This window comes from Isoptericola chiayiensis (genome assembly GCF_013149805.1).
In the GTDB taxonomy this organism is placed as follows: domain Bacteria; phylum Actinomycetota; class Actinomycetes; order Actinomycetales; family Cellulomonadaceae; genus Isoptericola; species Isoptericola chiayiensis.
In genome coordinates this window covers 1-24,321 of the sequence record NZ_JABEZT010000005.1, presented here as the reverse complement: position 1 = coordinate 24,321, position 24,321 = coordinate 1, and the positions used below count along the sequence as shown (strand labels likewise).

At 72.3% G+C, this 24,321-nt stretch carries 15 protein-coding genes; 8 read left to right on the top strand and 7 right to left on the bottom strand.

The window, feature by feature from the left end:
- Nucleotide 1 precedes the first annotated feature (1 nt).
- Together HDG68_RS10660 and HDG68_RS10655 are read right to left on the bottom strand one after the other, a co-directional pair.
- Nucleotides 2-1,255, bottom strand: a complete 1,254-nt coding sequence (locus HDG68_RS10660) for a dihydrodipicolinate synthase family protein (protein ID WP_425483760.1) — start codon at nt 1,253-1,255, stop codon at nt 2-4.
- Nucleotides 1,252-2,388: a Gfo/Idh/MocA family protein gene (locus HDG68_RS10655; protein ID WP_172152210.1), complete on the bottom strand. Its 1,137-nt coding sequence runs from the start codon at nt 2,386-2,388 to the stop codon at nt 1,252-1,254. Before HDG68_RS10655 ends, HDG68_RS10660 begins: the two co-directional genes overlap by 4 nt.
- 220 nt (nt 2,389-2,608) lie before the next feature.
- Between HDG68_RS10655 and HDG68_RS10650 the strand changes: the two genes are divergently transcribed.
- Both HDG68_RS10650 and HDG68_RS10645 read left to right on the top strand, forming a co-directional pair.
- Nucleotides 2,609-3,631: a substrate-binding domain-containing protein gene (locus tag HDG68_RS10650; protein WP_172151913.1), complete on the top strand. Its 1,023-nt coding sequence runs from the start codon at nt 2,609-2,611 to the stop codon at nt 3,629-3,631.
- A 208-nt stretch (nt 3,632-3,839) separates the two neighbouring features.
- On the top strand, nt 3,840-6,203 hold the full coding sequence (locus tag HDG68_RS10645) for a rhamnogalacturonan lyase (protein ID WP_172151911.1): 2,364 nt from the start codon (nt 3,840-3,842) through the stop codon (nt 6,201-6,203).
- Between the two features lie 149 nt (nt 6,204-6,352).
- On the opposite strand, the gene HDG68_RS10640 is transcribed toward HDG68_RS10645, so the two are convergent.
- Complete coding sequence (locus tag HDG68_RS10640) at nt 6,353-7,555, bottom strand: glycosyltransferase (protein WP_172151909.1); 1,203 nt, start codon at nt 7,553-7,555, stop codon at nt 6,353-6,355.
- Nucleotides 7,556-7,755: 200 nt separating this feature from the next.
- On the bottom strand, nt 7,756-8,409 hold the full coding sequence (locus HDG68_RS10635) for an ATP-binding protein (protein ID WP_172151907.1): 654 nt from the start codon (nt 8,407-8,409) through the stop codon (nt 7,756-7,758).
- A gap of 141 nt (nt 8,410-8,550) precedes the next feature.
- On the opposite strand from HDG68_RS10635, the gene HDG68_RS10630 reads away from it, so the two are divergent.
- Nucleotides 8,551-9,708 (top strand): endo-1,4-beta-xylanase, encoded by a 1,158-nt coding sequence (locus HDG68_RS10630; protein WP_172151905.1) that lies wholly within the window; start codon nt 8,551-8,553, stop codon nt 9,706-9,708.
- A gap of 111 nt (nt 9,709-9,819) precedes the next feature.
- Here HDG68_RS10630 and HDG68_RS10625 read toward each other — a convergent pair whose 3' ends face one another.
- From HDG68_RS10625 to HDG68_RS10615, 3 genes are read right to left on the bottom strand one after another with little or no spacing between them, the layout of a single operon-like run.
- On the bottom strand, nt 9,820-10,533 hold the full coding sequence (locus HDG68_RS10625; RefSeq protein ID WP_172151903.1) for a LutC/YkgG family protein: 714 nt from the start codon (nt 10,531-10,533) through the stop codon (nt 9,820-9,822).
- The gene (locus tag HDG68_RS10620; protein ID WP_172151901.1) at nt 10,530-12,227 is read right to left on the bottom strand and encodes a LutB/LldF family L-lactate oxidation iron-sulfur protein; all 1,698 of its coding nucleotides are present in this window, start codon (nt 12,225-12,227) and stop codon (nt 10,530-10,532) included. Before HDG68_RS10620 ends, HDG68_RS10625 begins: the two co-directional genes overlap by 4 nt.
- Entirely contained in the window at nt 12,224-13,015 is a 792-nt protein-coding gene (locus tag HDG68_RS10615) for a (Fe-S)-binding protein (RefSeq protein WP_172151899.1), read from the bottom strand. The genes HDG68_RS10620 and HDG68_RS10615 overlap by 4 nt, the downstream gene beginning before the upstream one ends.
- Nucleotides 13,016-13,118: 103 nt before the next feature.
- Here HDG68_RS10615 and HDG68_RS10610 point away from each other — a divergent pair, with 103 nt between their 5' ends.
- The 5 genes from HDG68_RS10610 to HDG68_RS10590 all read left to right on the top strand — a co-directional run bounded on the left by HDG68_RS10610 (nt 13,119) and on the right by HDG68_RS10590 (nt 24,052).
- A complete protein-coding gene (locus HDG68_RS10610) occupies nt 13,119-13,883 on the top strand; it encodes an FCD domain-containing protein (RefSeq protein ID WP_172151897.1) in 765 nt (254 codons plus the stop codon).
- Between the two features lie 465 nt (nt 13,884-14,348).
- On the top strand, nt 14,349-19,754 hold the full coding sequence (locus tag HDG68_RS17390) for a rhamnogalacturonan lyase family protein (protein WP_281359059.1): 5,406 nt from the start codon (nt 14,349-14,351) through the stop codon (nt 19,752-19,754).
- Between the two features lie 209 nt (nt 19,755-19,963).
- Entirely contained in the window at nt 19,964-20,989 is a 1,026-nt protein-coding gene (locus tag HDG68_RS10600; RefSeq protein WP_246253846.1) for a 3-oxoacyl-[acyl-carrier-protein] synthase III C-terminal domain-containing protein, read from the top strand.
- A 170-nt stretch (nt 20,990-21,159) separates the two neighbouring features.
- Nucleotides 21,160-22,506 (top strand): Gfo/Idh/MocA family protein, encoded by a 1,347-nt coding sequence (locus tag HDG68_RS10595; protein WP_172151893.1) that lies wholly within the window; start codon nt 21,160-21,162, stop codon nt 22,504-22,506.
- 121 nt (nt 22,507-22,627) lie between these two features.
- Nucleotides 22,628-24,052: a Gfo/Idh/MocA family protein gene (locus tag HDG68_RS10590; RefSeq protein WP_172151891.1), complete on the top strand. Its 1,425-nt coding sequence runs from the start codon at nt 22,628-22,630 to the stop codon at nt 24,050-24,052.
- The last annotated feature ends 269 nt before the right edge of the window (nt 24,053-24,321 follow it).

Here is a 24,321-nt window from a genome sequence, read left to right as displayed (position 1 = left end):
CTCACGCGTCCACCCCGTTCGTCATGAGCAGCGCGCCCAGCCGCTTGGCGGCCAGGTCCGGGTCGAGCAGCATGCCGCAGTCGTCGGCCAGCCGGGTCAGCTCGACCAGGTGGGCGAGCGAGCGCCCCGAGTGCAGCCCGCCGACGAGCTGGAAGCCCGTCTGGAAGCCGTTGAGCCAGCTCAGGTACGCCACCCCGGTCTTGTAGAAGTAGGTGGGCGCGGCGAAGATGTGCCGGCCCAGCTTCTCCGTGGAGGCGAGGATCGCGTGGGCGCGACCGGCGTCGTCCGCGTCGAAGGCCTGCAGCGCCGTGGACGCCGCCGGGTAGATCGCGGCGAAGATGCCGAGCAGCGCGTCGGAGTAGCCCTGGTCGTCGCCGGCGATGAGCTCGGGGTAGTTGAAGTCGTCCCCGGTGTACAGGCGCACGGGGGAGCCGTCGAGCGCGGCGAGCGTGCGGCGCAGCCCGATCTCGTGCTGGGCGTCCAGCAGCGAGACCTTCACGCCGTCGACCTTGTCCTGGTGGGCCTTGATGAGGTCCACGAACGTGGCGGTGGCGGTGTCGACGTCGTCCGAGCCCCAGTAGCCGGCCAGCGCCGGGTCGAACATGGTGCCCAGCCAGTGCAGGATGACGGGCTGGTCGGCCTCGGCGAGCACGGCGTCGTAGACGCGGGCGTAGTCGTCGGCCGACCGGGCGACCTTCGCCAGGGCGCGCGAGGCCATGACGATGACCTGGGCGCCGGCCTCCTGGACGACGCGCACCTGCTCGCGGTAGGCGTCGATCACGGCGTCGAGCCCGGCCTGACCGGGCTCGACGGCGGCCGGGTCGAGCTGGTCGGTGCCGGCGCCGCAGGCGATCGCTCCGCCGACGGACCGTGCCTCCGTGGCCGAGCGGCGGACCAGCTCCTGCGTGGCGGCCCAGTCGAGGCCCATGCCGCGCTGGGCGGTGTCCATCGCGTCGGCGACGCCGAGACCGTAGCGCCAGATCTGGTGCCGGTAGGCGAGCGTGGCGTCCCAGTCGACGACCGCGGGGGCACCGGGGACGTTCTCGGCGCCGACGTGCGGGACCACGTGGGCGGCGGCGAACGCGACGCGCGAACGGATCGGCTCGGACGGCGCCAGCCAGGGGCCGGGGGCGTTGAGCTCGCGGACCTCGGTGCCGACGACGCGACCGCCGTCGTCGAACCGCGGCAGCTTCAGCGAGACGCCGCTGGCGTTCAGCTCGGGGGCTCCGGAGTGCCCGACGACCGCGGCGCTCACAGCGCGATCTCCGGGACGTCGAGGCGGCGGCCCTCGGCCGAGGACTGCAGGCCCAGCTCGGCGAGCTGGACGCCGCGCGCGGCGGACAGCAGGTCGAAGCGGTGCTCGCGCCCGGCGACGACGTCGCGCAGGAACTCCTCCCACTGCGCCTTGAAGCCGTTCTCGAGCTCGGCGTTGGCGGGGACCTCGGCCCACTGGTCGCGGAACGTCTCGGTGGTGGGCAGGTCGGGGTTCCACACCGGCTTGGGGGTGTTGCCGCGCTGCTGGGAGACGCACTTGAAGAGGCCGGCGACGGCGGAGCCGTGCGTGCCGTCGATCTGGAACTCGACGAGCTCGTCGCGGTACACCCGCACGGCCCAGGAGGAGTTGATCTGCGCGACGACGGGGTCGCCGTCGGGCGTCGCCATCTCGAAGATGCCGTAGGCGGCGTCGTCGGCGGTAGCGTCGTAGGGCTTGCCCTGCTCGTCCCAGCGGGTGGGGATGTGCGTGACCGTCTGGGCGTTGACGGTCTTGACGGTGCCCAGGATGCCTTCGAGCACGTAGTTCCAGTGGCAGAACATGTCGGTGGTCATGCCACCGCCGTCCTCCTTGCGGTAGTTCCAGGAGGGTCGCTGGGCCGGCTGGTGCTCGCCCTCGAACACCCAGTAGCCGAACTCGCCGCGCAGCGACAGGATGCGGCCGAAGAAGCCCTCGTCCACGAGGCGGCGCAGCTTGACCAGTCCGGGCAGGTAGAGCTTGTCGTGCACGACGCCGGCGGTCACGCCGGTCTCGTCGCGCAGCTTCGCGAGGTCGATCGCCTCGGCGAGGGTCTCGGCCGTGGGCTTCTCGGTGTAGACGTGCTTGCCGGCCTTCATGGCCTTCGACAGCGTCTGGGGGCGCAGGTTGGTCATCGCGGCGTCGAACACGATGTCGGTGTCCTCGGCGTGGACGATGCCGTCGAGGTCGGTGGTGTACTCGCTGATGCCGTGCTGGGCGGCGAGGTCGGCGAGCTTGGCCTCGTTGCGGCCCACGAGGATCGGCTCGACCTGGACGCGGCTGCCGTCGGGGAGCGTGACGCCGCCCTGCTCGCGGATCGGCAGGATCGAGCGCAGCAGGTGCTGGCGGTAGCCCATGCGGCCGGTCACGCCGTTCATGGCGATGCGCAGGGTGCGGGTGGTGGTCACTCGGGACTCCTTCGTCGGGGGCACGCGGGGTGCTCGGTGTCGGCTCGGGCGCTCGGCGCCGCGGGCCGGCAGGTCGCATGGGAATGCGCTTTCCACCGACTACGTTAAGGTGTCCGCGGCGGTGCGTCAAGCAACCCCGACCGGCCGGGCCTACGATCGGCGCCGGAGCCCGACCGACCAGGAGGAGAAGGTGGCCAGAGCACGGCTGCAGGACGTGGCGGATCGCGCCGAGGTGTCGCTGGCCACGGCGTCGCGGGTGCTCAACGGCTCGGCGCGCCAACCCGGTGCGGCGCTCGTCGAACGGGTGCGTGCCGCCGCCGCCGACCTCGGCTACGTGGTCAACGCGCAGGCGCAGGCGCTCGCCCGGTCCCGCACCGGCCTCCTCGGGCTGGTGGTCCAGGACATCTCCGACCCGTACTTCTCCACGATCGCCGGGGGAGCCCAGTCCGCCGCCCGCGAGCACGGCCGCATGGTGCTGCTCGCCTCCACCGAACGTGACCCCGCCGCCGAGCGTGACGCCGTCGCCGCGTTCGCCGCCCATCGCGTCGACGCCGTCGTGGTCGCCGGGACGCGCTGGTCGGCCGCCGAGGACGCGCCCGTGGCCGAGGAGCTCGCCACGTTCCAGGCCTCCGGCGGCCGGGCGATCGTCGTCGGACAGCCCCTCGGCACCGCCACCGTGATCCGCCCGCCCAACGCCGCCGGAGCCACCGCCCTCGCCGAGGCGCTGGCCGGGCAGGGGCACCGCCGGTTCGTCCTGCTCAGCGCGCCGGCGAGGGTCGTCACCGCCCAGGAGCGCGCCGGGGCGTTCACGGCGGCGGTCGCGGCCGGCAGCGGCGAGATCGTCGAGACCATCGAGCAGCAGTTCTCCCGCGACGGCGGGTACGCCGCCGGCGACCGCGTCGCCGAGCTGGCCCGTGCCGCCGCCGAGGCGGGCGAGGACCCGCCGTGTGTCTTCGCCGTCACCGACGTGATGGCGATCGGACTCATCGCGCGGTTGCGCGAGCTAGGCGTGGACGTGCCGGGCCAGGTGCGCGTGGCCGGGTTCGACGACATCCCCACCCTGCGCGACCACGTCCCCTCGGTGACCACCGTGTCGATCCCGCTCGCGGAGATGGGACGGCTCGCCGTCGCCGCCGCGGTGGCCGAGGACGGCACCGACGTGAGTGCCGCCGTCGGGCACGAGGTCGTGCTGCGGGAGTCGACGGCTCGCTGAGGCCGTGCCGGGCGTCGTCCCCGGCCGGGAGCGGGTGAAGGAACGTGCCTCTGGCACTTGTCGACACTTTGCTCTATGGTCGTCGATGAATCGATACAAGAGATCGGTTCACCGCTGGGACGCACGGCGACGACGCCGGCCCGCAGGCCGCCGCGGCGCACTGCGCCCAGCGTGTTCATCGATGCAACGACGCATGGGAAGGATCCTGATGCCACGTCGCAGGACCACCTGGCTCGCGGCCACCGCCGCGGCCTGCACGCTGATCGTCCCGACGGGAGCCGCCGTCGCGGCGCACCCCTCGCACTCCGGGTCGGACGACGCCGTCCAGCTCGAGGACCTCGACCGCGGACTCGTCGCCGTCGCCACCGACGAGGGCAACTACCTGGGCTGGCGGCTGCTCGGCACCGAGGTCACCGGCGCCACGTCGGACGGCATGACCGGGGCCGACTTCGCCGTCTACCGCGACGGCGACAGGATCGCCACGGTCACCGACTCCACCAACTACCTGGACGCCGACGGCGACGCCGGCTCGCGCTACCGGGTCGTGCCCGTCGTCGACGGCAAGGAGCAGCGCCGCGACCGCTCCGCCGTCGTCACCCCGTGGGGCCAGGACCACCGGGCGATCGCCATGAACAAGCCCGCCGACGGCGTCACCCCCGTGGGCGAGGAGTACACCTACTCCGCCAACGACCTGTCCGTGGCCGACCTCGACGGCGACGACGAGCTCGAGCTCGTCGTGCAGTGGGACCCCTCCAACTCCAAGGACGTGTCCCAGAAGGGCTACACCGGCAACACCTACCTGGACGCCTACGAGATGGACGGCACCCAGCTCTGGCGCATCGACCTCGGCGTGAACATCCGCTCCGGGGCCCACTACACGCAGTTCCCGGTCTACGACTTCGACGGCGACGGGCGTGCCGAGGTCATGGTCAAGACCGCGCCGGGCACCAAGTCCACGCGGTACACGCCCAGCGGCCGCGAGGCCGCCACGAAGTACGTGTCGATCCCGCGGGATGACCGTGCCGCCGGCGTCACGCACGACGACGACTACCGCATGAGCGCCGACGACTACTTCGAGCACGTCGTCGACATGTTCGAGGGCTGGACCGAGAACCCCGAGGTCGCCTCCGGCCAGTGGCCCGCCACGCTCAAGGACGCCTTCGCCGACGCGATGCCCGGCATCGACGACCCGGACTCGGAGAACTACCTCGAGGACTTCGAGTACCCGCTGTCCGAGGCCGACGCCCGGGCCACCGCCGAGTACTTCGTCGACGTCTACGCCCCCGCGCGCAGCGGACGCAACGACCTGCGCACCTTCGAGGGCTTCATCATCTCCGGACCCGAGTACCTGTCGGTGTTCGACGGCAAGAGCGGCAAGCCGCTCGAGACCGTCGACTACACGCCCGCCCGGTACGACGACGGGCTGCGGTGGGGCGACTACGCCATGTCCCGCATCGAGCCGGGCAACCGCGTCGACCGTTTCCTCGCCGGGGTGTCCTACCTCGACGGGGAGCACCCCTCGGCCGTGTTCGCCCGCGGTTACTACACGCGGACCACGCTGGTGGCCTACGACTGGGACGGCCGCGAGCTGACCCAGCGCTGGGACGTCGACTCCGGCTGGACGCCGATGGACAACCCGTTCAACGACGGCCCGCACGGCACGCCCGGCACCGACCCCGAGTTCGGGCAGATCACCACGCAGGGGCAGCACTCGATGTCCTCGGCCGACCTCGACGGCGACGGCAAGCAGGAGATCCTCTACGGCGCCGCCGCCATCGACCACGACGGCTCGCTGCTGTGGAACGCCACCGCCGAGATGCCGCCGCAGTCCGCGGACCCCGGCGCGATCGCCGGGCTCGGGCACGGTGACGCCATGCACGTGACCGACATCCTGCCCGAGCGGCCGGGCCTCGAGGCGTTCATGGTGCACGAGGGCGGCGCCTGGGCGCCGTTCGGCACGTCGCTGCTCGACGCCGCCACCGGCGAGGTCCTCGAGGGCGTGTACTCCGGTCGCGACACCGGCCGCGGCATGATCGGCGACGTCCGGCCCGACGTGCCGGGCATCGAGATGTGGTCGTCCATGCCGGGCGGTACCGACGCCTCGGGGCTGCTCGACTCCGACTGGAACACCGTCTCGGCTGCCGCGCCAGGCAACAACCAGTCGGTGCGCTGGGCCGCCGACGGCACCACGCAGATCTTCGACTACGACCGCGTCTCGAACGACGTGCGCGAGTGGACGCCGAAGATCGTCGACTGGGCCTCCGGGACGGAGCGGGTGCTCGAGGGCACGCTGACCAACAACGACACCAAGGGCAACGCCGGCCTGATCGCCGACGTCCTCGGTGACTGGCGCGAGGAGATCCTCGTGCGCTCCGTCGACTCCTCCGAGGTGCGGCTGTACACCTCGACCGAGGTGACCGACATCAAGATGTACACCCTGCTGCACGACCCGCAGTACCGCGCCGAGGTCGCCCGCCAGCAGACGGCGTACAACCAGCCGTCCTACCCGGGGTTCTACCTGGCCTCGGACACCGACTACACCCAGGTGCCGCTGCCGCCGAACGCCGGCTGACCCGGCTCACGACGGCGAGGGGGCCATCACGAGCTCCACGGTCGCACTGACGGACTGCGCGTCCCGCGCCTCCCGACGACCGTGGCTCTCGGGGTGGCCCCCTCCGCCGTGCCCCTGTCGGTGCAGCGGCGATGCGATCGGGGAGCTGCCTAGGCGGCGACCCGCAGGCCCGTGCCGCGCATCGCCTGCTCGAGCACCTGGGCGTAGCCGGACAGCATGCGCACGTGGCTGAACCGCTGCCGGGCGGCGGTCAGGGCCCCCCGCAGCTCGCCACGCCGGGCGGCCGCCTCGATCCACGTCTCGGCGATCTCCTCGGCCTCGAAGCTCGTGACGAACCCGATGCCGTCGACGAGCCGCGCGCTGTCCCCGACGGGTGTGGTCACGGGGATCGCCCCGCACATGGCGCCCTCGATGAGGCACAGCGGGGCAGCCTCCCCGAACGCCGAGGTGAGGGCGACGACGTCGGACATCGCCAGCACCGTCTCCATGTCGCGGCGCACGCCGAGCGGGTGGACGCGCTCGCGCAGGTCGGGACGGTCGGCGAAGGCCTCGTCGAGGTCGGCCGTCAGCCCGGGGTTGTCGATGGTCATGCCGGCGCCGCACATCACCACGTGGCCGGACGGGTCGCGCTCGACGAACGCGCGGGCCGCCGCGAGGAACAGACGGGGGTTCTTCATCGCGTCGTACCGGGCCGCGTAGGTGACCAGGGTGGCGTCGGCGGGGATCCCGGCCGCACCGCGCAACGACATGCGCCGCACCCGCCGCAGCGGGTGGAACCGCGTGAGGTCGATGCCGTTGGGCACCACGCGCAGCAGGTGCTCAGGGATGCCGGCCGCGGAGTAGGCCTGCTTGGTGGACTCCGCGCAGCAGACGGCGGCGACCAGCCGTCCGCTGTCGGCCGCGGCCCGCAGGTCGTCCAGCGCCTCGCCGGAGTGTTCGGGGTCGCTGCGGTGCAGGCACGCCACGACCGGACGGTCGGGGAACCCGGGGTGGTTCGCGAGTCGCAGCGGCTGCTCCTTGAGCGACATGACGACGTCGACGCCGGTGGCCTCCCGGGCGGCGACGTCCATCTCGGCGTCGGTGAAGGTGCGCGGGTCGTGGTCGCCGTCGGTGGAGCGGCCCAGCGAGGCGATGCGCACACCCGCGGCGCGCAGGGAGAGGAACCGCGGATCGTCCTCCATGCGTTGCAGCAGCGACTCGCGCCGGACCTCGCTGTGGAGGCTGAGCGCCGAGTGCACCTGGCGGCCGTGCGTGTGCAGGCCGGCCACCACGGTGGAGTGCAGCACGCGGGCGCCGCCGGAGAAGAAGCCCTCGTAGAGGGACAGGACACGAAGAGAGCTGTGCTCGAACATGCGGACCACCTCCTGGCCTCCAGGGTGCGGTCCCGTGATGTGGACGGGATGACCGGGGTGTTACGTCTTCATGACACTTTCCCGGCCGATGACGTGGAGTTCTGTGTCCGGAGGGGGAGCTGTGTCGATCGAGCGTCTCTGTTCGTCCCTCATCAGGCGTCGATCCGGGGCGAACAGAGACGCTCGCGGGTCGGGTCGGGTCAGGGCAGCTCGCGGATCTCCCGCTCGGCCCGCGCCGGTGCGACGGGTCGGCAGCCGAGGCCCGTCCACCGCCGGATCAGGCGCGGCTCGTCCCGCATGAGCCCGACACCGCGGCGGACCAACGTCGGCAGCGGCTTGCGCGCCTCGGCGACGTCGCGCAGCAGCCGGAACCAGAAGGTGACGATCCGCGGGCGGACCAGCACGATCGCGTCGGCGAGGATCCCCTCGGTGCCGCAGCGGTCGACCAGCTCGGCGGCGAACACGCCCTCGGCGAGCACGAGCGGTGCGCCGCCGGTCTCGACGACGGTGCTGCCGGTGCGGCGTGATGTCGGGATGTCGTACACGGGCACCTCGGCGCGCCCCGTCGTGACCAGCGTGCGCAGCGCCGCCAGGGCGGCGTCCGCGTCCCAGCTGGCGGGGTCGTCCCAGTCCACGATGCCGTACCGGTGCGGCATGCCCGGATGGTCGTGGTCGCGGTAGAAGTCGTCCAGCGCCACGGTCGGCAGGCCGAGCCGACGGGTGAGCGCCGACTTGCCGCAACCGGACGGCCCGGTGAGCAGCACGATGCGCGACGGCGGACGGCGTGCGCCGGCGGGGACGTCGAAGAGCGCGTCGGAGGCCGCGTCGGGCGCGGTCGGTTCGCTGTCGGTCACGGGAGACCATTCTGCGGTGTCCGCAGCGAGGGCGCCGACCGGCGCGGGTGTGCGGACGGTCTTGCGAAACCGTTATCGATATCGATATCTTCGCCGTGCCCGGTGGCGCTGCCGCCGGGCTTCGCACAGGAAGGAACAACGATGTCCCATTCCCCGAGCACGAAGCGAGCGGTCGCCGTCGCGGCGGCGTCGCTCACCGCTCTCGCACTGTCCGGAACCGCCGTCCAGGCCGCTGCGCCGGACCCGACCCTGCGCTCCGAGGCGCCCCGTGACCTGAAGATCGGCAGCGCCGTGTGGGGGCAGCGCGACCTCCTCGACCACGACCGCAAGAACCCGACCGAGTTCCAGCAGATCCTCGCCGCGGAGTTCGACTCCCTCACCCCCGAGAACGACATGAAGTGGGCCGAGATCCACCCCGAGCCGGACGTCTACGACTTCTCCGGCGCGGACGCCCTCATGGAGTTCGCGCAGGCCAACGGCCAGGAGGTCCGGGGCCACACGCTGCTGTGGCACAGCCAGAACCCGGACTGGGTGACCGAGGCGGCGGAGACCTGGACGTGCGACGAGGCGCGCGACGTCCTCGAGGACCACGTCCGTACCGTCGTCGGCCGCTACGCCGGCGACATCTACGAGTGGGACGTGGCCAACGAGCTCATCCAGGACGAGTGGGATGCGGGCGGTGTGCAGCTGCGCACCGAGGCCAACCCGTTCCTGAAGTCCTGCTCCGAGGACCCGGTCGGCCTCATCGGCGACGTCTTCCGGTGGACGCACGAGGAAGACCCCGACTCGGTGCTCTTCCTCAACGACTACAACGCCGAGGGCATCAACGCCAAGACCGACGCCTACTACGCGCTGGCCCAGGAGCTGCTCGCCGACGGCGTGCCCCTGCACGGGTTCGGCGCGCAAGGGCACCTGAGCCTGCAGTACGGGTTCGACGAGTCGATGCAGGCGAACTTCGAGCGGTTCGCCGACCTCGGGCTGAAGGTGGCCGTCACCGAGGCCGACGTCCGCATGCCGCTCGGCGAGGACGGCGAGCCCACCCCCGAGCAGATCGCCCTGCAGGCCGAGCGCTACGACAAGATGCTGCAGGCCTGCCTGAACGTGGCCTCCTGCACGAGCTTCACGGTGTGGGGCTTCGACGACGGCCGGTCGTGGGTCCCGGACGTCTTCCCCGAGGGCTACGCCACGATCATGACCGAGGACTACGAGAAGAAGCCCGCGTACGACGTGCTGCTCGAGGGCCTCACCGACGCCACACCCGGAAAGTCGCCCCGGACCCCGCCGGGTCTGAACACGTAGGAGCTGCGCGGTGCGGCCTCGTGGGGAGGTCGCACCGCGCGAGCACGTCGCCTACCTCGCGGAGAAGTTGCCTACGTCGCGAGGTCGTCGCCTACCTCGCGGGGAGGTTGCCTACGTCGCGAGGAGGAGCACGTGCAGCGTGCGCGGCCCGTGCACCCCCTCGACCCGGTCGAGCTCGATGTCGCTGGTCGCGCTCGGCCCGGAGATCCACGTCTGCGGCCGGCCCGGGTGGTCGGCCAGGATCCGCACCGCCTCGGGCAACGTCTGGACCACCTGGTCGGTGCGGACCACGCACAGATGGACGTCGGGCACCAGCGAGATCGCCCTGCGGCCCTGGTCGCGTTCGCCGTCGAGCACGATCGTGCCCGTCTCGGAGCACGCGACCCGGGCCGCGGTCAGCACGGCGTCGACCTCGTCCAGGGCGAGCGCGGACAAGGGGGAGTCCGGGACGTCCCGGTGCACGACGACGTCGCTCGGCAGCGCACCGAGCCACGCCTCGTCCAGCCCCGACGGCACGACGACGGAACCGCCTGCCGCTTCCGACTCCGGCACGGCCTGCTCCGGCGCGACCAGGAGCTCGGCCACCCGGTCCGGCAGCTCGGCGGCCGTGACCTCGTGGACGTGCGCCTTGTAGTCGACCAGCCGGTCGACGAGCTGCTCCACGACGGCCGCGGACCCGGGGGAGTGCTCGCCGGCCGACCGGTACTCCCGGGGCACCTGCACGTCAGCGGGCGTCGCGCCCACGGCACCGGCCGCCGTCGTCCCCACGCCAGGCTGCCCGAGCGCGGCCCGGACCCGGTTCAGCACGTCATCGCGGGCGCTCATCGCCGGCCCTCCGTCGTCTCGCCCTCGTCCCCGCCTGGCCGACGGCTACGATTCGTTGCAGTTTCAGCTCGGGAGTGCGACGAATCGTAGCCGTCGGCCTCCCGGTAGTTGGCGTCAGGGTGGTCGGCGTCGCGCTCGTGGGCGGCCATCCACTGCCGGAACGTCTGCTTCGGCGGCGCCGGCAGGTCGCGGGACCGGGTCCACGCCGACGCCGGTGGCGGGGCCTTCGAGATCACGCCGTCGGACCCGCCCAGACCGTGGCCCAGCGTGGCCGCACGTCCGGCGAGACCGAACCGGCCGCCGTCGGACATCACCCAGGACGCCGCCTTCATGGCCGCCTTCCACGGGTCGACGCCGGACCGGCCGCGGTCGGCGTCGACCTCGCGCGCCCGCAGGTCCACCAGGATCGAGGGGATGTCGATCTTGACGGGGCACACGTCGTAGCAGGCGCCGCACAGCGTGGAGGCGTACGGCAGGGAGGCGTTGACGTCATCGGCCCCCGAGACGCCGCCGGACGACGCCGTGAGCTGCGGGGTGAGGATCGCGCCGATCGGTCCGGGGTAGACCGAGCCGTAGGCGTGCCCGCCGACCCGCTCGTACACCGGGCACACGTTGAGGCACGCCGAGCAACGGATGCAGTGCAGCGCGGAGCGCCCCACCTCGTCGGCCAGCACGTCGGTGCGGCCGTTGTCGAGAAGCACCAGGTGGAACTCCTGCGGGCCGTCGCCCGGCGTCACGCCCGTCCACAGGGACGTGTACGGGTTCATGCGCTCCCCGGTGGAGGACCGGGGGAGCAGCTGCAGGAAGACCTCGAGGTCGGTGTAGGTGGGGATCAGCTTCTCGATGCCCATGACCGTCACGAGCGTCTCGGGCAGCGTGAGGCACATGCGCCCGTTGCCCTCGGACTCGACGACGGCGAGCGTGCCGGTGTCCGCGACGCCGAAGTTGGCGCCGCTGACCGCGACCTTCGCCGAGAGGAACTTGCGGCGCAGGTGTGCGCGGGCAGCCATCGCGAGCTCGCGGGGCACGTCGGACAGGTCCTCGGGGGCGTCGCCCATCCGCTGCAGGAAGATCTCGCGGATCTCGGCCCGGTTGCGATGGATCGCCGGCACGAGGATGTGGGACGGCATGTCGTCGGCGAGCTGGACGATCAGCTCGGCCAGGTCCGTCTCGATGGCGGCGATGCCCTCGTCGGCGAGGTACTCGTTGAGCCCGATCTCCTGGGTGGCCATCGACTTGACCTTGACGACCTCGTCGGCCTCCTTGGCCCGCGCGATGTCGGCGACGATGCGGTTCGCCTCGGCGGCGTCGCGGGCCCAGTGCACGACGCCGCCGCGGGCGGTGACGTTCTCCTCGAGCTGCGCCAGCAGGTCCGGCAGGTCCGCCATGACCTGCTCCTTGACCGCCGACCCGGTGTCCCGCAGGGCCTCCCAGTCGGGCACCTCGCCGACGACGGACGCCCGCTTGGCGCGGATCGTGCGGGTGGCGTGGCCCAGGTTCGCGCGGAGCTGGTCGTTCGCCAGGGTCTGCTTCGCGGCGGCGGGGAAGGCGTCGCCCCAGCGCAGCGGCTCGTCCGGGTGGGGCACCGGACCGAAGGGGCCCTCGCCCGCGGTGGATCCGCCGTCGGCCGGTGTGCCGCCGTCGGACGCGCCGGACCGCCGCCGGATGCCGGGGATGCCGAGGAACGTGCTCATCGGGCCACCTCCGTGGTGCGCGTGGTGGGCAGGGGGGTCGGGTCCTCGCGGGTGGAGGCCAGGATCTCCGCCAGGTGCAGCGTGCCGACGCCGGAACGCTGCCGGGACAGCCCGCCGCCGATGTGCATGAGGCAGGAGTAGTCGCCGGCCGTCACGACCACGGCGTCGGTGGAGCGGATGTTGGCGGTCTTGTCGGCGAGCATGGCGGCCGAGGTGTCGGCGTTCTTCAGCGCGAAGGTCCCGCCGAACCCGCAGCACGACTCGGCCTCCGGCAGCTCGACGAGGTCGATGCCGTCCACGGCCCGCAGGAGCTGCAGCGGCCGGTCGCCGACGTGCAGCATGCGCAGCGAGTGGCACGTGGGGTGGTAGGTGACGCGGTGGCCGAAGTGGGCGCCCACGTCGGTCAGGCCGAGTACGTCGACGAGCAGCTCGGACAGCTCGTAGGTCTTGGCGCTGACGGCCTCGGCGGTGGCGGCCAGGTCGTCGAGCCCGGCGCGTCGGCACACCATGGCCTGCTGGTGGCGGATCGACCCGGTGCAGGATCCGGAGGGCACGACGACGGCGTCCCACTCGCCGTCGGCCACCGGCGCGAACGTGGTCACGTGGTTGCGGATCACCGGCACGGCCTCGTCGTAGTAGCCGGTGTTGACGTGCATCTGGCCGCAGCACGCCTGGCTGCGGGGGAAGACGACCTCGTGGCCGAGTCGTTCGAGGAGGCGCACGGTGGCGCTCGGGGCGCCGGGGAACATGGTGTCCGCGATACAGGTCGCGGCCAGGGCGATGCGCAACGTCCGGCTCCTTCGGCGGCTGGGGGTAGCACGTGCAGCAGTGTGGTCCGACCACTGTAGCCCACGGGGACGGTGTGGTCAGACCAGTCGGTAGGATCGAGCGGTGCGCACCCACGAGAAGGTCCTCGCCCGGATCGAGTCCGACCTGGCCGCCGGCCGCTGGACGCTCGGCGAACGACTGCCCGCCGAACGGGCGCTCGCCGAGGAGCTCGGCGTCTCGCGGCCGTCGGTGCGCGAGGCCATCCGCATCCTCGAGGCGATGGGCATCATCCGCACCGCCGTCGGCTCCGGACCCGACGCCGGAGCCGTCGTCGTCGACCGCCCCGCCGCCGGGCTCGGGGCCGCCGTACGCCTGCACGTCGCCTCCGGGACGCTGCCCGTGCACGACGTCGTGGCCACCCGCGCCGCGCTCGAGACCTGGGCCGTGCGGGAGGCCGCCGGGCGTGCCGCGCAAGGGGTGCCCGACGGCGGTCCTCCGACGGCGGGGGAGGCTTCCGTGCCGGGGGCGCTCGCGGAGGCCCAGCGGCTGGTGCGCGCCATGGCGGACCCGGGGCTCGGCACCGAGGAGTTCGTGCGGCTCGACCAGGACTTCCACCTGGAGATCGTGCGTCAGGCCGGCAACCAGCTCGTCGAGGCGATCCTCACCGGGCTGCGCAGCGCCGTGTCCTCGTACGTGGTCCGCGGGGTCGGCGGGCTGCCGGACTGGCCCGGGACCGCGCGGCGCCTGTGCTCCGAGCACGACGAGATCCTCGACGCGGTCGCCTCCGGGGACCCGGACCGGGCCGAGCGGGCCACGCAGGCGCACATCTGGGGCTTCTACCGGGAGACCGGGCTCGCACCCGATGTCGAGCTGACCGCCGGGGGCTGACCGCCGGGGCCCGACGGCAGTCCGAACTGCCGATCGAGGTCCGAACTGCCGACGTCGGCAACTCGTCGTCAGGTCGGCAGTCCGCACTGCCGACCAGTGCCCGAACTGCCGACGTCGGCAGTTCGGGCCGCGGCGAGGAGCGCTGGGCGGCGTCCGTCCCGTGGACAGAGGGCGTCGAGGCCTGGACAGCGAGGCACCGAGCAGGCATGATGGCGACGACGCGTGCTTGAATCCATTCAATAAATCCATACAACAAACTCTCATCGACGAGGGGCGCGTCAACTCCGGCCGAGGGAGGCCGGACTCAACGACGAGACGACGAGGTGACCTGTGCATTCTGCGAACAGGCACTCGCGGGATCCGCGAGTAAGCGCTTTCCATCGATCGGACACTCCACCCACCAGAGGCCGCGCCACGCGCCCGCTGGTCGCCGGGGCCGCCGCGGCCGCCCTGGTCCTGCCGCTGATGCCGGCCGTCGCGCACGCCGCGAACGACCCGGCCCAGTGGTCCTTCGACTTCGGTACCGCCGACAGCCCGGTCGCCGACGGCTTCCAGCGCGTCAGCGAGGCGTCGGCGTACTCCGAGGAGGCCGGGTTCGGCGTCGTCTCCGGTGACGTCGGCTCCCGCGACCGCTCCACCGACGTCGACGCGCTGACCGGCGACTTCGTGCTCGCCCCGCAGTGGCAGTTCGCCGTCGACGTGCCGAACGGCACCTACGACGTCGAGATCTGGGCCGGGGACACCCTGGCCGGGACCTCCAGCGTCCGCACCACCGTCTCCCTCGAGGGCGGCACCGAGACCCACATCCGCGCCGACGCCGAGACCGTCGCCTCGGAGACCATCCGCGTCGAGGTCGCCGACGGCCAGCTCACCGCCGACCTCACCGGCAAGGGCTACGGCTACGTCAACGGCATGCAGATCACCGAGGTCCCCGACGACGGTTCGGGCGACGGCGGCGACGACGGCGGTGACGACGGCTCCGGCGACGGGGGCGAGGACGGCACCACCGGCATCGCCGGACCGGGGAACATCCGCATCGCGCACGCCGACGCCGACCAGGTCGTGGTGCGTTGGAACGAGGTCGCCGGTGCCACCGAGTACGTGCTGACCCGCAGCGACGCCGTCGACGGCGAGTACACGGAGATCGCCCGCACCGGCTCGCGCGAGGTCTTCTACGCCGACACCGACGTGGACACCTCCGCGGTCCACTACTACCGAGCGCTCGCCGTGACCGACGAGGGCACCACCGACCCGTCCGCGCCGGTGGTCAGCACCCTGGCCGAGGAGCCGACGTTCCCCGAGGACGGCACCCTGCAGATCGACCTCGGCTCCGGTGCCGTGGCCGACGGGGCCGTCGGCGTCGACGCCGGCACGGCGTACACGGCCGAGAACCGCCTCGGGTTCGTCGACACCTCCGTGGTGTCCGCGACCGACGACGGCGGGGACAACGCACTCAAGGGCGACTACGTCACGTCCGACGGCGGACAGCTCGTCGTCGACCTGCCGAACGGTGACTACACGGTCGACCTGATCGCCGGGGCGGCCGACGCCGCGACGGACGTCGCGATCACCGCCGAGCAGATGGCCAAGGTCCAGCAGACCGAGCGCGCCGCCGGCGAGTACCTCGAGATGCAGTTCGACATCGCGCTCGTGGACGGTCAGCTCAACCTCGAGCTCGCCGGCGACGCCGCGAACCTCAACGCCCTGACCATCACCCGCGCGGACGACCGCGAGGCGGGCGACCAGCCCACCGTGTTTGTCACGGGTGACTCGACGGTCCAGACCTACGACCCGTACTGGGCACCGCAGGCAGGCTGGGGCCAGATGATCGAGCGCTACCTGTCCGACGACGTCGTGGTCGACAACCACGCGATCGGCGGCCGGTCCTCGAAGAACTTCATCAGCCAGGGCCGCCTCGACACCGTGCTCAAGCAGATCCGTCCGGGCGACTACCTGTACGTCCAGTTCGGGCACAACGACAACAGCTACGGCGTCGACGACCGCTGGGCCGCCCCGGGCGACTACGCCTGGTACCTGCGCACGTTCGTCGAGGGCGCCGTCCAGCGCGGTGCGCAGCCGATCCTCGTCACGCCGGTCTCGCGCCGGTCGTTCGACGAGGAGACGGGCCAGTTCAACGTGTCCTTCCCGGACTACGTGCAGGCTGCCACCGACGTCGCGGCCGACACGGGCACCCCCCTGGTGGACCTGTCCGCCTCGTCGCGGGAGTACCTGAACGAGATCGGGCCGGAGGCCGCCAAGAGCGTGTTCCTGCACGTCCCGGCGGGCGTCTACCCGAACCGGCCGAACGGCACGACGGACGACACGCACTTCCAGGAGTACGGCGCTATCCAGATGGCCCGCCTGGTCGCGCTCGACACCGCCGAGCTCGACGTGCCGCTCGCGGACGAGGTCACCGACGCCGAACCTCCGGCCGACGTGCCCGCCGCGCCGGCCGGTGTCGTCGCCGGGAGCATCTCCGCCTCCAGCGCCACGCTCACCTGGACCGAGGTGGAGGGCGCGGACATCTACAAGGTGTTCGCCAAGGCCTCCGACGCCGGTGACGACGCCTACGAGCTCGTCACGACGTCGACGATCGGTGTCGCGAACGTGACCGGCCTGGAGGCCGGCACCTCGTACGACCTGCAGGTCGTGGCGGTCAACGGTGCGGGCGACTCCGCGCCGTCGGACACCGTGACGATCGAGACGAAGGCTCCGCTGTACTCGTTCGACCTGCAGCTCGCGGGCAACCCGACGAAGGACGGCTACCTGCCCTTCGACGAGACCACGCTGTACACCGAGGAGCTCGGCTACGGCTTCACCTCGGACTCCGGTCCCGGCGGTCGTGACCGCGGCACCGGTGACGGCCAGCTCGACGACCTGCAGCGCGACTTCCTGCTGCCGAGCGCGAGCACTCCGATCCGCGTGGACGTCCCGAACGGCACCTACGCCGTCGAGGTCATCTGGGGCGACCTCATCGGCACCGCCCGCCTGGGCGTGACGGTCGAGGGCACCGACTACGGGTCCTCCAACGCCGGCCGCGGCGGCACGTCGAGCAAGATCGTCCAGCCGGTGGTCGTCACCGACGGGAAGCTCGACATCGTGGCCGAGGGCTGGTTCAACGGTCTGGAGATCACGCCGCTGCTGTACGCGCCCACCGCGCTGACCGCCGGCGACGTGTCCATCGACGGGTCCGCCGTCGAGGTGCCGCTGAGCTGGGAGCCCGCGCAGGACGCGGCCGGCTACCGCGTGTACCGCCAGGCCGAGGGCGCCGCCGAGCCGACGGCGCTCGGTGACGTCGAGGCGGGCACCACCGAGTTCGTCGACACGACGGCGGACGTGGGTCTGCAGTACACGTACACGGTCGTGGCCCTGGACGACGCCGGCACCGAGTCGGTGGCCTCCAACGCGCTCGAGCTGACCACGGTGGACCCGGACGTCCCGACCGCGGCGACGCCGTCGGGCCTGGCCGTGACCGACGTGGCCAAGAACGAGGTCGCCCTCGCCTGGGAGCCGGTCGAGGACGCGCTGTTCTACCACGTCTACCGCGAGGACAAGGGCGGCGAGCTCGTGCTGGTCGACCGTGCCTCCGACGCCGAGTACACCGACACCGACGTGCTCACCACCGTCGGGTACACCTACGCGGTGGCCGCGGTGAACGCCGGCGGCGTCTCCGAGCTCTCGGAGACGGTGACCTCGGAGGCCGTGACGAACCTGTCGCGGCAGGCCGAGCGCATCGGCCGCCAGCCGGTGGCCGCGCAGTCCGAGGACGGGATCTACGTCGGCTGGCGCATGCTGGGCGAGGACCCGGAGTCGATCGGCTTCCACGTCTACCGTGACGGGGAGCAGCTCACCGACGAGCCGGTCGCCGGGTCCACGAACTACGTGGACGCCGACGGCGGCGCCGACTCCACCTACCGCGTCTCCGCCGTCGTCGACGGCATCGAGCGGTGGGCCACGGACGAGTTCGCCGTGTGGGACGGCCAGACCCTGGACATCCCGCTGAACAAGCCCGAGGACGCCTACACCAAGGACGGCCAGCCGTACACCTACTCCGCGAACGACGCCTCCGTGGCGGACCTCGACGGGGACGGCGAGTACGAGTACGTCGTCAAGTGGTACCCGTCCAACGCGAAGGACAACTCGCAGGGCGGCTACACCGGCAACACCTACCTGGACGCCTATGAGCTCGACGGCACCCAGCTGTGGCGCATCGACCTCGGGATCAACATCCGCTCGGGCGCCCACTACACGCAGTTCCAGGTGTTCGACTACGACGGCGACGGGAAGGCCGAGGTGGCGATGAAGACCGCCGACGGCACCACCGACGCCGCCGGGACGGTCATCGGGGACGCGCGGGCCGACTTCCGCACCTCGGGCGGCTACGTGCTGTCGGGGCCGGAGTACCTGTCGGTGTTCGACGGAGAGTCCGGCGTCGCGCTCGACACGATCGACTACGTGCCGCCGCGCGGCGACGTCGGCTCGTGGGGCGACGGCTACGGCAACCGCGTCGACCGGTTCCTGGCCACCACGGCCTACCTGGACGGCGAGACCCCGTCGATGGTGTTCTCCCGCGGCTACTACACCCGGGCCGTCATCGCGGCCTTCGACTGGGACGGCTCCGAGCTGACCCAGCGGTGGGTGTTCGACTCCGACGAGCAGGGCGACCAGTACCGCGGTCAGGGCAACCACGATATGCAGACCGCCGACGTCGACGGCGACCAGAAGGACGAGATCGTCTTCGGGTCGATGACCATCGACGACGACGGCAGCATCTGGGTCAACACCGGGCTCGGGCACGGCGACGCCATGCACGTCTCGGACTTCGACCCGACGCGTCCGGGGCTGGAGCAGTTCGCGGCCCACGAGGACATGGGGCGTGCCGAGAACCGTGGCGCCACCTTCCGTGACGCCGCCACCGGCGAGATCCTCTGGTCGATCCCGGCCGAGCGGGACACGGGCCGTGCCGCGATGGCGGACATCGACCCGCGCTACGAGGGCGCCGAGGGCTGGGCCGTGGGCGGCGACGCCGCCTGGGACTCGGAGGTCGGCCAGCTCGTGTCGTCCACCACGGGTGAGGTGATCGCCGACTCGATCCCGGCGGCCAACTTCACCACGTTCTGGGACGGCGACCTGCTGTCGGAGATCGGTGACCACGACTTCGACGACGACGCCTACCAGGGCGTGCCGACCATCTCGAAGTGGGACTACGAGAACGCCGAGGAGGTGGAGGTCTACCGCGCCGAGGGCACCCAGTCCAACAACGGCACCAAGGGCACGCCCGCGGTGCAGGCCGACCTGTTCGGCGACTGGCGCGAGGAGATCGTCACCCGCACCGACGACTCGACCGCGCTGCGGATCGCGACGACGGTGATCCCGACCGAGCACCGCCTGCGGACGCTCATGTCGGACTCCCAGTACCGCACGGCCGTGGCCTGGCAGAACACGGGCTACAACCAGCCGCCGCACACCTCGTACTTCGTCGGCGAGGGCATGGAGACGCCGGACGCACCGCGCCTGGCGTACACCACGGCGGGGTCCGAGGGTGAGCTCGTCAACGCCCCGGACGTCTGGGACGCCGGGACCGTCTACACCGAGGGCGACCTGGTGCAGCACGACGGTGCCGTGTTCGAGGCGCTGTGGTGGACCAAGGGGGAGACCCCTGGCTCGTCGCCGTACGGCGCCTGGGCGGAGATCGGCCCGCTCGGCGAGCCGGCCCCGGAGTGCGGCGCGGTGTGGACCGACAGCCGGATCTTCACCGCCGGCGACACGGTGGTGCACGACGGCGCGGTCTGGACGGCGCTGTGGTGGACCCGCAACCAGGAGCCCGGCGCGTCGCCGTGGGGCCCGTGGGAGCAGACCGGGGAGTGCTGAGCATGCCCTGAACCGAGGGAACGGCCGGGGGCCGTCGTCGCGCACCGCGCGACGGCGGCCCCCGGCCGCGTCCTCCCCGCGAGGTAGGCATCGTTCCCCCGACGTAGGCAAGATCCCCGCGAGGTAGGCGACCCGTGCCCGTACGACGCCGCGTCTCGGGTTCCGGGAGCGTGCCGGCACCGAGACCCGGTCGTGCCATGATCGATGCCATGCTCACGCTGCCCGCCGGTGCCGCCGGCTCCCGGATCGTCGGTCTCGGTCACCATCAGCCCGCCAAGGCCCTCACCAACGATGACGTCGCCCGGTTCGTCGAGACGAACGACGAGTGGATCCGGTCGCGGACCGGCATCGTCACCCGGCACGTGGCGGCCGACGACGTGACGGTCGCGGACATGGCGACCGCTGCGGCGGAGCACGCGCTGGCGGACGCCGGGGTTCCGAGCGAGGACGTGGACCTGGTCGTGGTCGCGACGACGACGGCGGTGGACCGTTCCCCGAACACGGCCGGCCGCGTCGCCTACGCCCTGCGCACCGGGGTCCAGCCCGGGGCGAGCACTCCCGAGGGCGAGGAGGAGCCGGACCTGCGCGACGTCGTCGGGCCGGGTGTGATCGACGTCAACACGGCGTGCTCGGGGTTCGCCTACGCGGTCGGGCTGGCCGACCAGGCGATCCGCGCCGGTAGCGCGCGCACCGCCGTCGTCATCGGGTCGGAGAAGCTCACGGCCGTCACCGACTGGACGGACCGGTCCACCTGCATCCTCACCGCGGACGGGGCGGGTGCCGCGGTGCTGCAGGCGGCGGACGAGCCCGCCGTCGGGCAGGTCGTATGGGGCTCCGAGCCGGAGATCACCCCGGCGGTGCGCATCGAGGCTCCCGGGGAGAAGTTCGCCCAGGACGGGCGGGCGGTGTTCAAGTGGGCGATCACGCGGGCCGCCGAGCGGGCGCGCCGCGTGGTGGCGGCGTCGGGGCTGACGCTGGACGACGTCGAGGTGCTGGTGGCGCACCAGGCCAACCTGCGCATCATCGAGCCGCTCGCCAAGTCGCTGGGGCTCGAGGACCGTGTGGTGGTCAGCGACATCACCGAGTCGGGCAACACGTCCGCCGCCTCGATCCCGCTGGGCCTGTCCAAGTGGTGGCACGCGGGCCGGATCCCGGCGGGCGTGCCGGCGCTGCTGTTCGGGTTCGGGGGAGGGTTCACCTGGGCCGGCCAGGTGGTCATGACCCCGCAGCGCTGACGGTCCGGTCGCCGGTGCGGCACTCCGGACCCGCATCGGCAGGTCAGCCTGCCGGTGCGGGGTCAGAGAGCCGACCTGGCCGCCTCTCGTCACCTTGGATCGATTCAACACCTCGGGTAGGCTGAGCCGGAAACCGCTTTCACGCCTCGAAGCATGCTGGGAGATCGACGATGCCCTCCACCACCCCCCTCCGATACGCCGTCGTCGGCACCGGCCACCGCGCCGGCATGTTCGTCGGCGGACTCCTCGACCAGCACGCCGACGTCGGTGAGATCGTCGCGTGGGTCGAGCCCAACCCGGTCCGCGCGGCCGTCCACGAGGCCCGCGTCGCCGACAAGGTCGGCGGGACCCGGCCGGTGTACGGACCCGCCGACCTGGAGAAGGCGATCGCCGAGCAGCGGGTCGACCGCGTCGTCGTCACGAGCGTCGACAACACGCACGCCGAGATGGTCGCGCGGGCGCTGCGCGCAGGGGTCGACGTCGTCGTCGAGAAGCCCATCGCCGCGACCGCCGCCGAGGCCCGGGTGATCGCCGACGCCGTCGCCGAGACCGGCCGCGACGTGACCATGACGTTCAACTACCGCTACTCGCCGCGGAACTCGTCCCTGCGCCAGGTCATCGCCTCCGGCGAGATCGGCCAGGTGCTCTCGGTGCACTTCGACTGGGCCCTCGACACCGTCCACGGCGCCGACTACTTCCGCCGTTGGCACCGCGAGAAGGTGAACAACGGCGGGCTGCTGGTCCACAAGTCGAGCCACCACTTCGACCTGGTGAACTGGTGGATCGACGACGTGCCCACCCGCGTGTTCGCCAGTGGCGGGCGGCGCTTCTACGGCGACGACGGCGCGCACGAGACCGACTACGAGCCCACCGACGGCGAGCGCGAGCTGCGCGAGCAGGGGATCGACCCGTGGGCGCTCGACGTCGACGGCGACGAGTACCTGTCCGCGCTCTACGGCCCGGAGGCCCAGGCTCATGACGGGTACGTGCGCAACAAGTCGGTGTTCGACGCCGGGATCACCACGGAGGACACGCTCGGCCTGGTCGTGGAGTACGCGGGCGGCGCGATGCTCACCTACTCGCTGACCGCGCACTCGCCCTGGGAGGGATACCGCGTCGTGGTCAACGGGACGCGGGGCCGGGCGGAGCTGGAGGTCGTCGAGCGGGGCTCGGTGATCTTCGGTGACGGCAAGGCGATCCTGGACCCGAGCTTCACCGACGCGTACGCCGAGGACGCGGTGCGGCCGGTCGCGGAGCGCCTCGTCGTGCAGAAGCACTGGGAGCGCGCGGAGGAGCGCGAGATCGTCGCGATCGGCACCGGCGGGCACGGCGGAGGCGACGACCTGCTGCTGTCGGACGTCTTCCGCGGGGCCGACGAGACCGACCCGCTCGGTCGGGCTGCCGGGTTCCTCGACGGGCTCCGGGCCTCGGGCGTCGGGTACGCCGGGAACCGGTCGCTCGAGACCGGCGAGCCGGTGCGGCTGGCGGACCTGGGCCTCGGCGTCGACCTGGGCTGAGCGCTCGGGGGCATCGGGTCTCGGCATGTGGCGAGGTGGGGCGTCGTCGTCCGGGCGAGGTAGGCTAGGTGGTGGAAAGCGCTTCCCGACGGGGAGCTGACCCGCCTCTAGGAGCCCGACGATGACGTCCACCCTCGCAGCCTCCACAACCCTCGCGGCCGGCACGCCCCGCCCCTCCGGGTCCGACGCCGGTCCGGCCGTCGACGCCGGTCGCGTCCCCGCCGCGGCCGCCTCCGGCACCGCGCGGCCGGCCTCCGTCGCCCGGCGCCGCTCCGCCGTCGTCGGGACGGGGCAACGCGCCGGCGCCTACCTCGACGCGATGACGGCAGAGCACGCCGACGTCGCCGAGGTCGCCGCGCTCTGCGACACCAACGCCGACCGGCTGGACGTGCGGGCGGAACAGGTCCGCGGGCGCACCGGCGTGCCACCGCGCCGCTTCGGGGCGCCCGACCTGGGGCGGATGCTGTCCGACGTCGCGCCCGACGTCGTCGTCGTCACCTCCCCGGACCGCCACCACGCCCACCACGTGACCGCGGCGCTCGACGCGGGGGCCGACGTCGTCGTCGAGAAGCCGCTCACCATCGACGCCGCCGGCATGTACTCCATCGCCGACGCCGTGCGCCGCTCGAGCGGCCGGCTCACCGTCACCCACAACTACCGCTACGCCGCACGCAACGCCGCGGTCCGTCGGATCCTCGCCGAGGGGCGCATCGGCGACGTGGTCTCCGTGCACTTCGAGTGGCTGCTGGACACGGCGCACGGCGCGGACTACTTCCGCCGCTGGCACCGGGACAAGGCGGCGTCCGGCGGCCTCCTCGTGCACAAGGCGAGCCACCACGTCGACCTCGTGAACTGGTGGACCGGCGACGTGCCGGAGTCGGTCTACGCCCGCGGCGGGCGCCACGTCTACCAGCACCCGGACGGCGTCGGCGGCCCGGAGTTCGCGATCGACCTGACCGCCGACGCCGACCTCTCCGCCCTGTACGCGGGCCCTGCCGCGCTCGACGGGTACAGGCGCGACCGCGACCCGTTCAGCCCCGGGGCGACCATCGAGGACACCCTCAGCATGCTGGTCGGGTACCGGTCGGGCGCCGCGATGACCTACGCGCTGACCGCGCACAGCCCGTGGGAGGGGCATCGCGTCGCGATCAACGGCACGCGCGGGCGGCTCGAGCTCGACGTCGTCGAGCGGTGCCACGCGCGTCCCGGTCTGGAGGGGCTCGTGGTGCCCGACGGCGGAGCTCCTGCGTGCTGCGAGGTGCGGCGGCGCGGGGGGCGGCTGGTGGTCCAGGAGCAGTGGGGTGTCGCCGAGGAGGTGCCCCTCGACGCCGAGGCCGGGCACGTCGAGGGGGATGCCGCGATGCTGCGCGACGTCCTGCGTGGACATCTCCCCGCAGACCGGGGCGGAGCGGGTGACGACCCCCTGGGCCGACGGGCCGGGCTGGTCGACGGGCTGCGTGCGGTCGCCGTCGGGGTCGCGGGCAACCGGTCGCTCGCGACCGGTCAGGTGGTGCCGACGTCGGCCCTGGGCGTCGACCTGGCGTGACGCCCCGCCCCGCGAGGTAGGCAACGTTGCCGCGAGGTAGGCAAACCCTCCGCGAAGTAGGCGCTTCTGCCGCGAGATAGGCGACCGGCGCGCCACGTAGATCTCGATGGCGCAGTAGGGGCACCGGATGTCGCCTACCTGGGCGAGAAGTTGCCTACCTCGCGAGAACCTGGTGGCGGTTTCAACCGGTCGTTGCAACACCGGGTTGTCAGGTGGTCGAGAGTAGTTGGTCGAGTTTCTCGGCGGGGGTGGCCCAGCCGAGGGTTTGG

Excerpts from the sequence above, each read along its gene's own strand:
- HDG68_RS10655 (WP_172152210.1), bottom strand. The coding sequence starts at position 2,388 with ATGAACGGCGTGACCGGCCGCATGGGCTACCGCCAGCACCTGCTGCGC.
- HDG68_RS10645 (WP_172151911.1), top strand. The coding sequence starts at position 3,840 with ATGCCACGTCGCAGGACCACCTGGCTCGCGGCCACCGCCGCGGCCTGC.
- HDG68_RS10640 (WP_172151909.1), bottom strand. The coding sequence starts at position 7,555 with ATGTTCGAGCACAGCTCTCTTCGTGTCCTGTCCCTCTACGAGGGCTTC.
- HDG68_RS10630 (WP_172151905.1), top strand. The coding sequence starts at position 8,551 with ATGTCCCATTCCCCGAGCACGAAGCGAGCGGTCGCCGTCGCGGCGGCG.
- HDG68_RS10625 (WP_172151903.1), bottom strand. The coding sequence starts at position 10,533 with ATGAGCGCCCGCGATGACGTGCTGAACCGGGTCCGGGCCGCGCTCGGG.
- HDG68_RS10620 (WP_172151901.1), bottom strand. The coding sequence starts at position 12,227 with ATGAGCACGTTCCTCGGCATCCCCGGCATCCGGCGGCGGTCCGGCGCG.
- HDG68_RS17390 (WP_281359059.1), top strand. The coding sequence starts at position 14,349 with ATGCCGGCCGTCGCGCACGCCGCGAACGACCCGGCCCAGTGGTCCTTC.
- HDG68_RS10600 (WP_246253846.1), top strand. The coding sequence starts at position 19,964 with ATGCTCACGCTGCCCGCCGGTGCCGCCGGCTCCCGGATCGTCGGTCTC.
- HDG68_RS10595 (WP_172151893.1), top strand. The coding sequence starts at position 21,160 with ATGCCCTCCACCACCCCCCTCCGATACGCCGTCGTCGGCACCGGCCAC.
- HDG68_RS10590 (WP_172151891.1), top strand. The coding sequence starts at position 22,628 with ATGACGTCCACCCTCGCAGCCTCCACAACCCTCGCGGCCGGCACGCCC.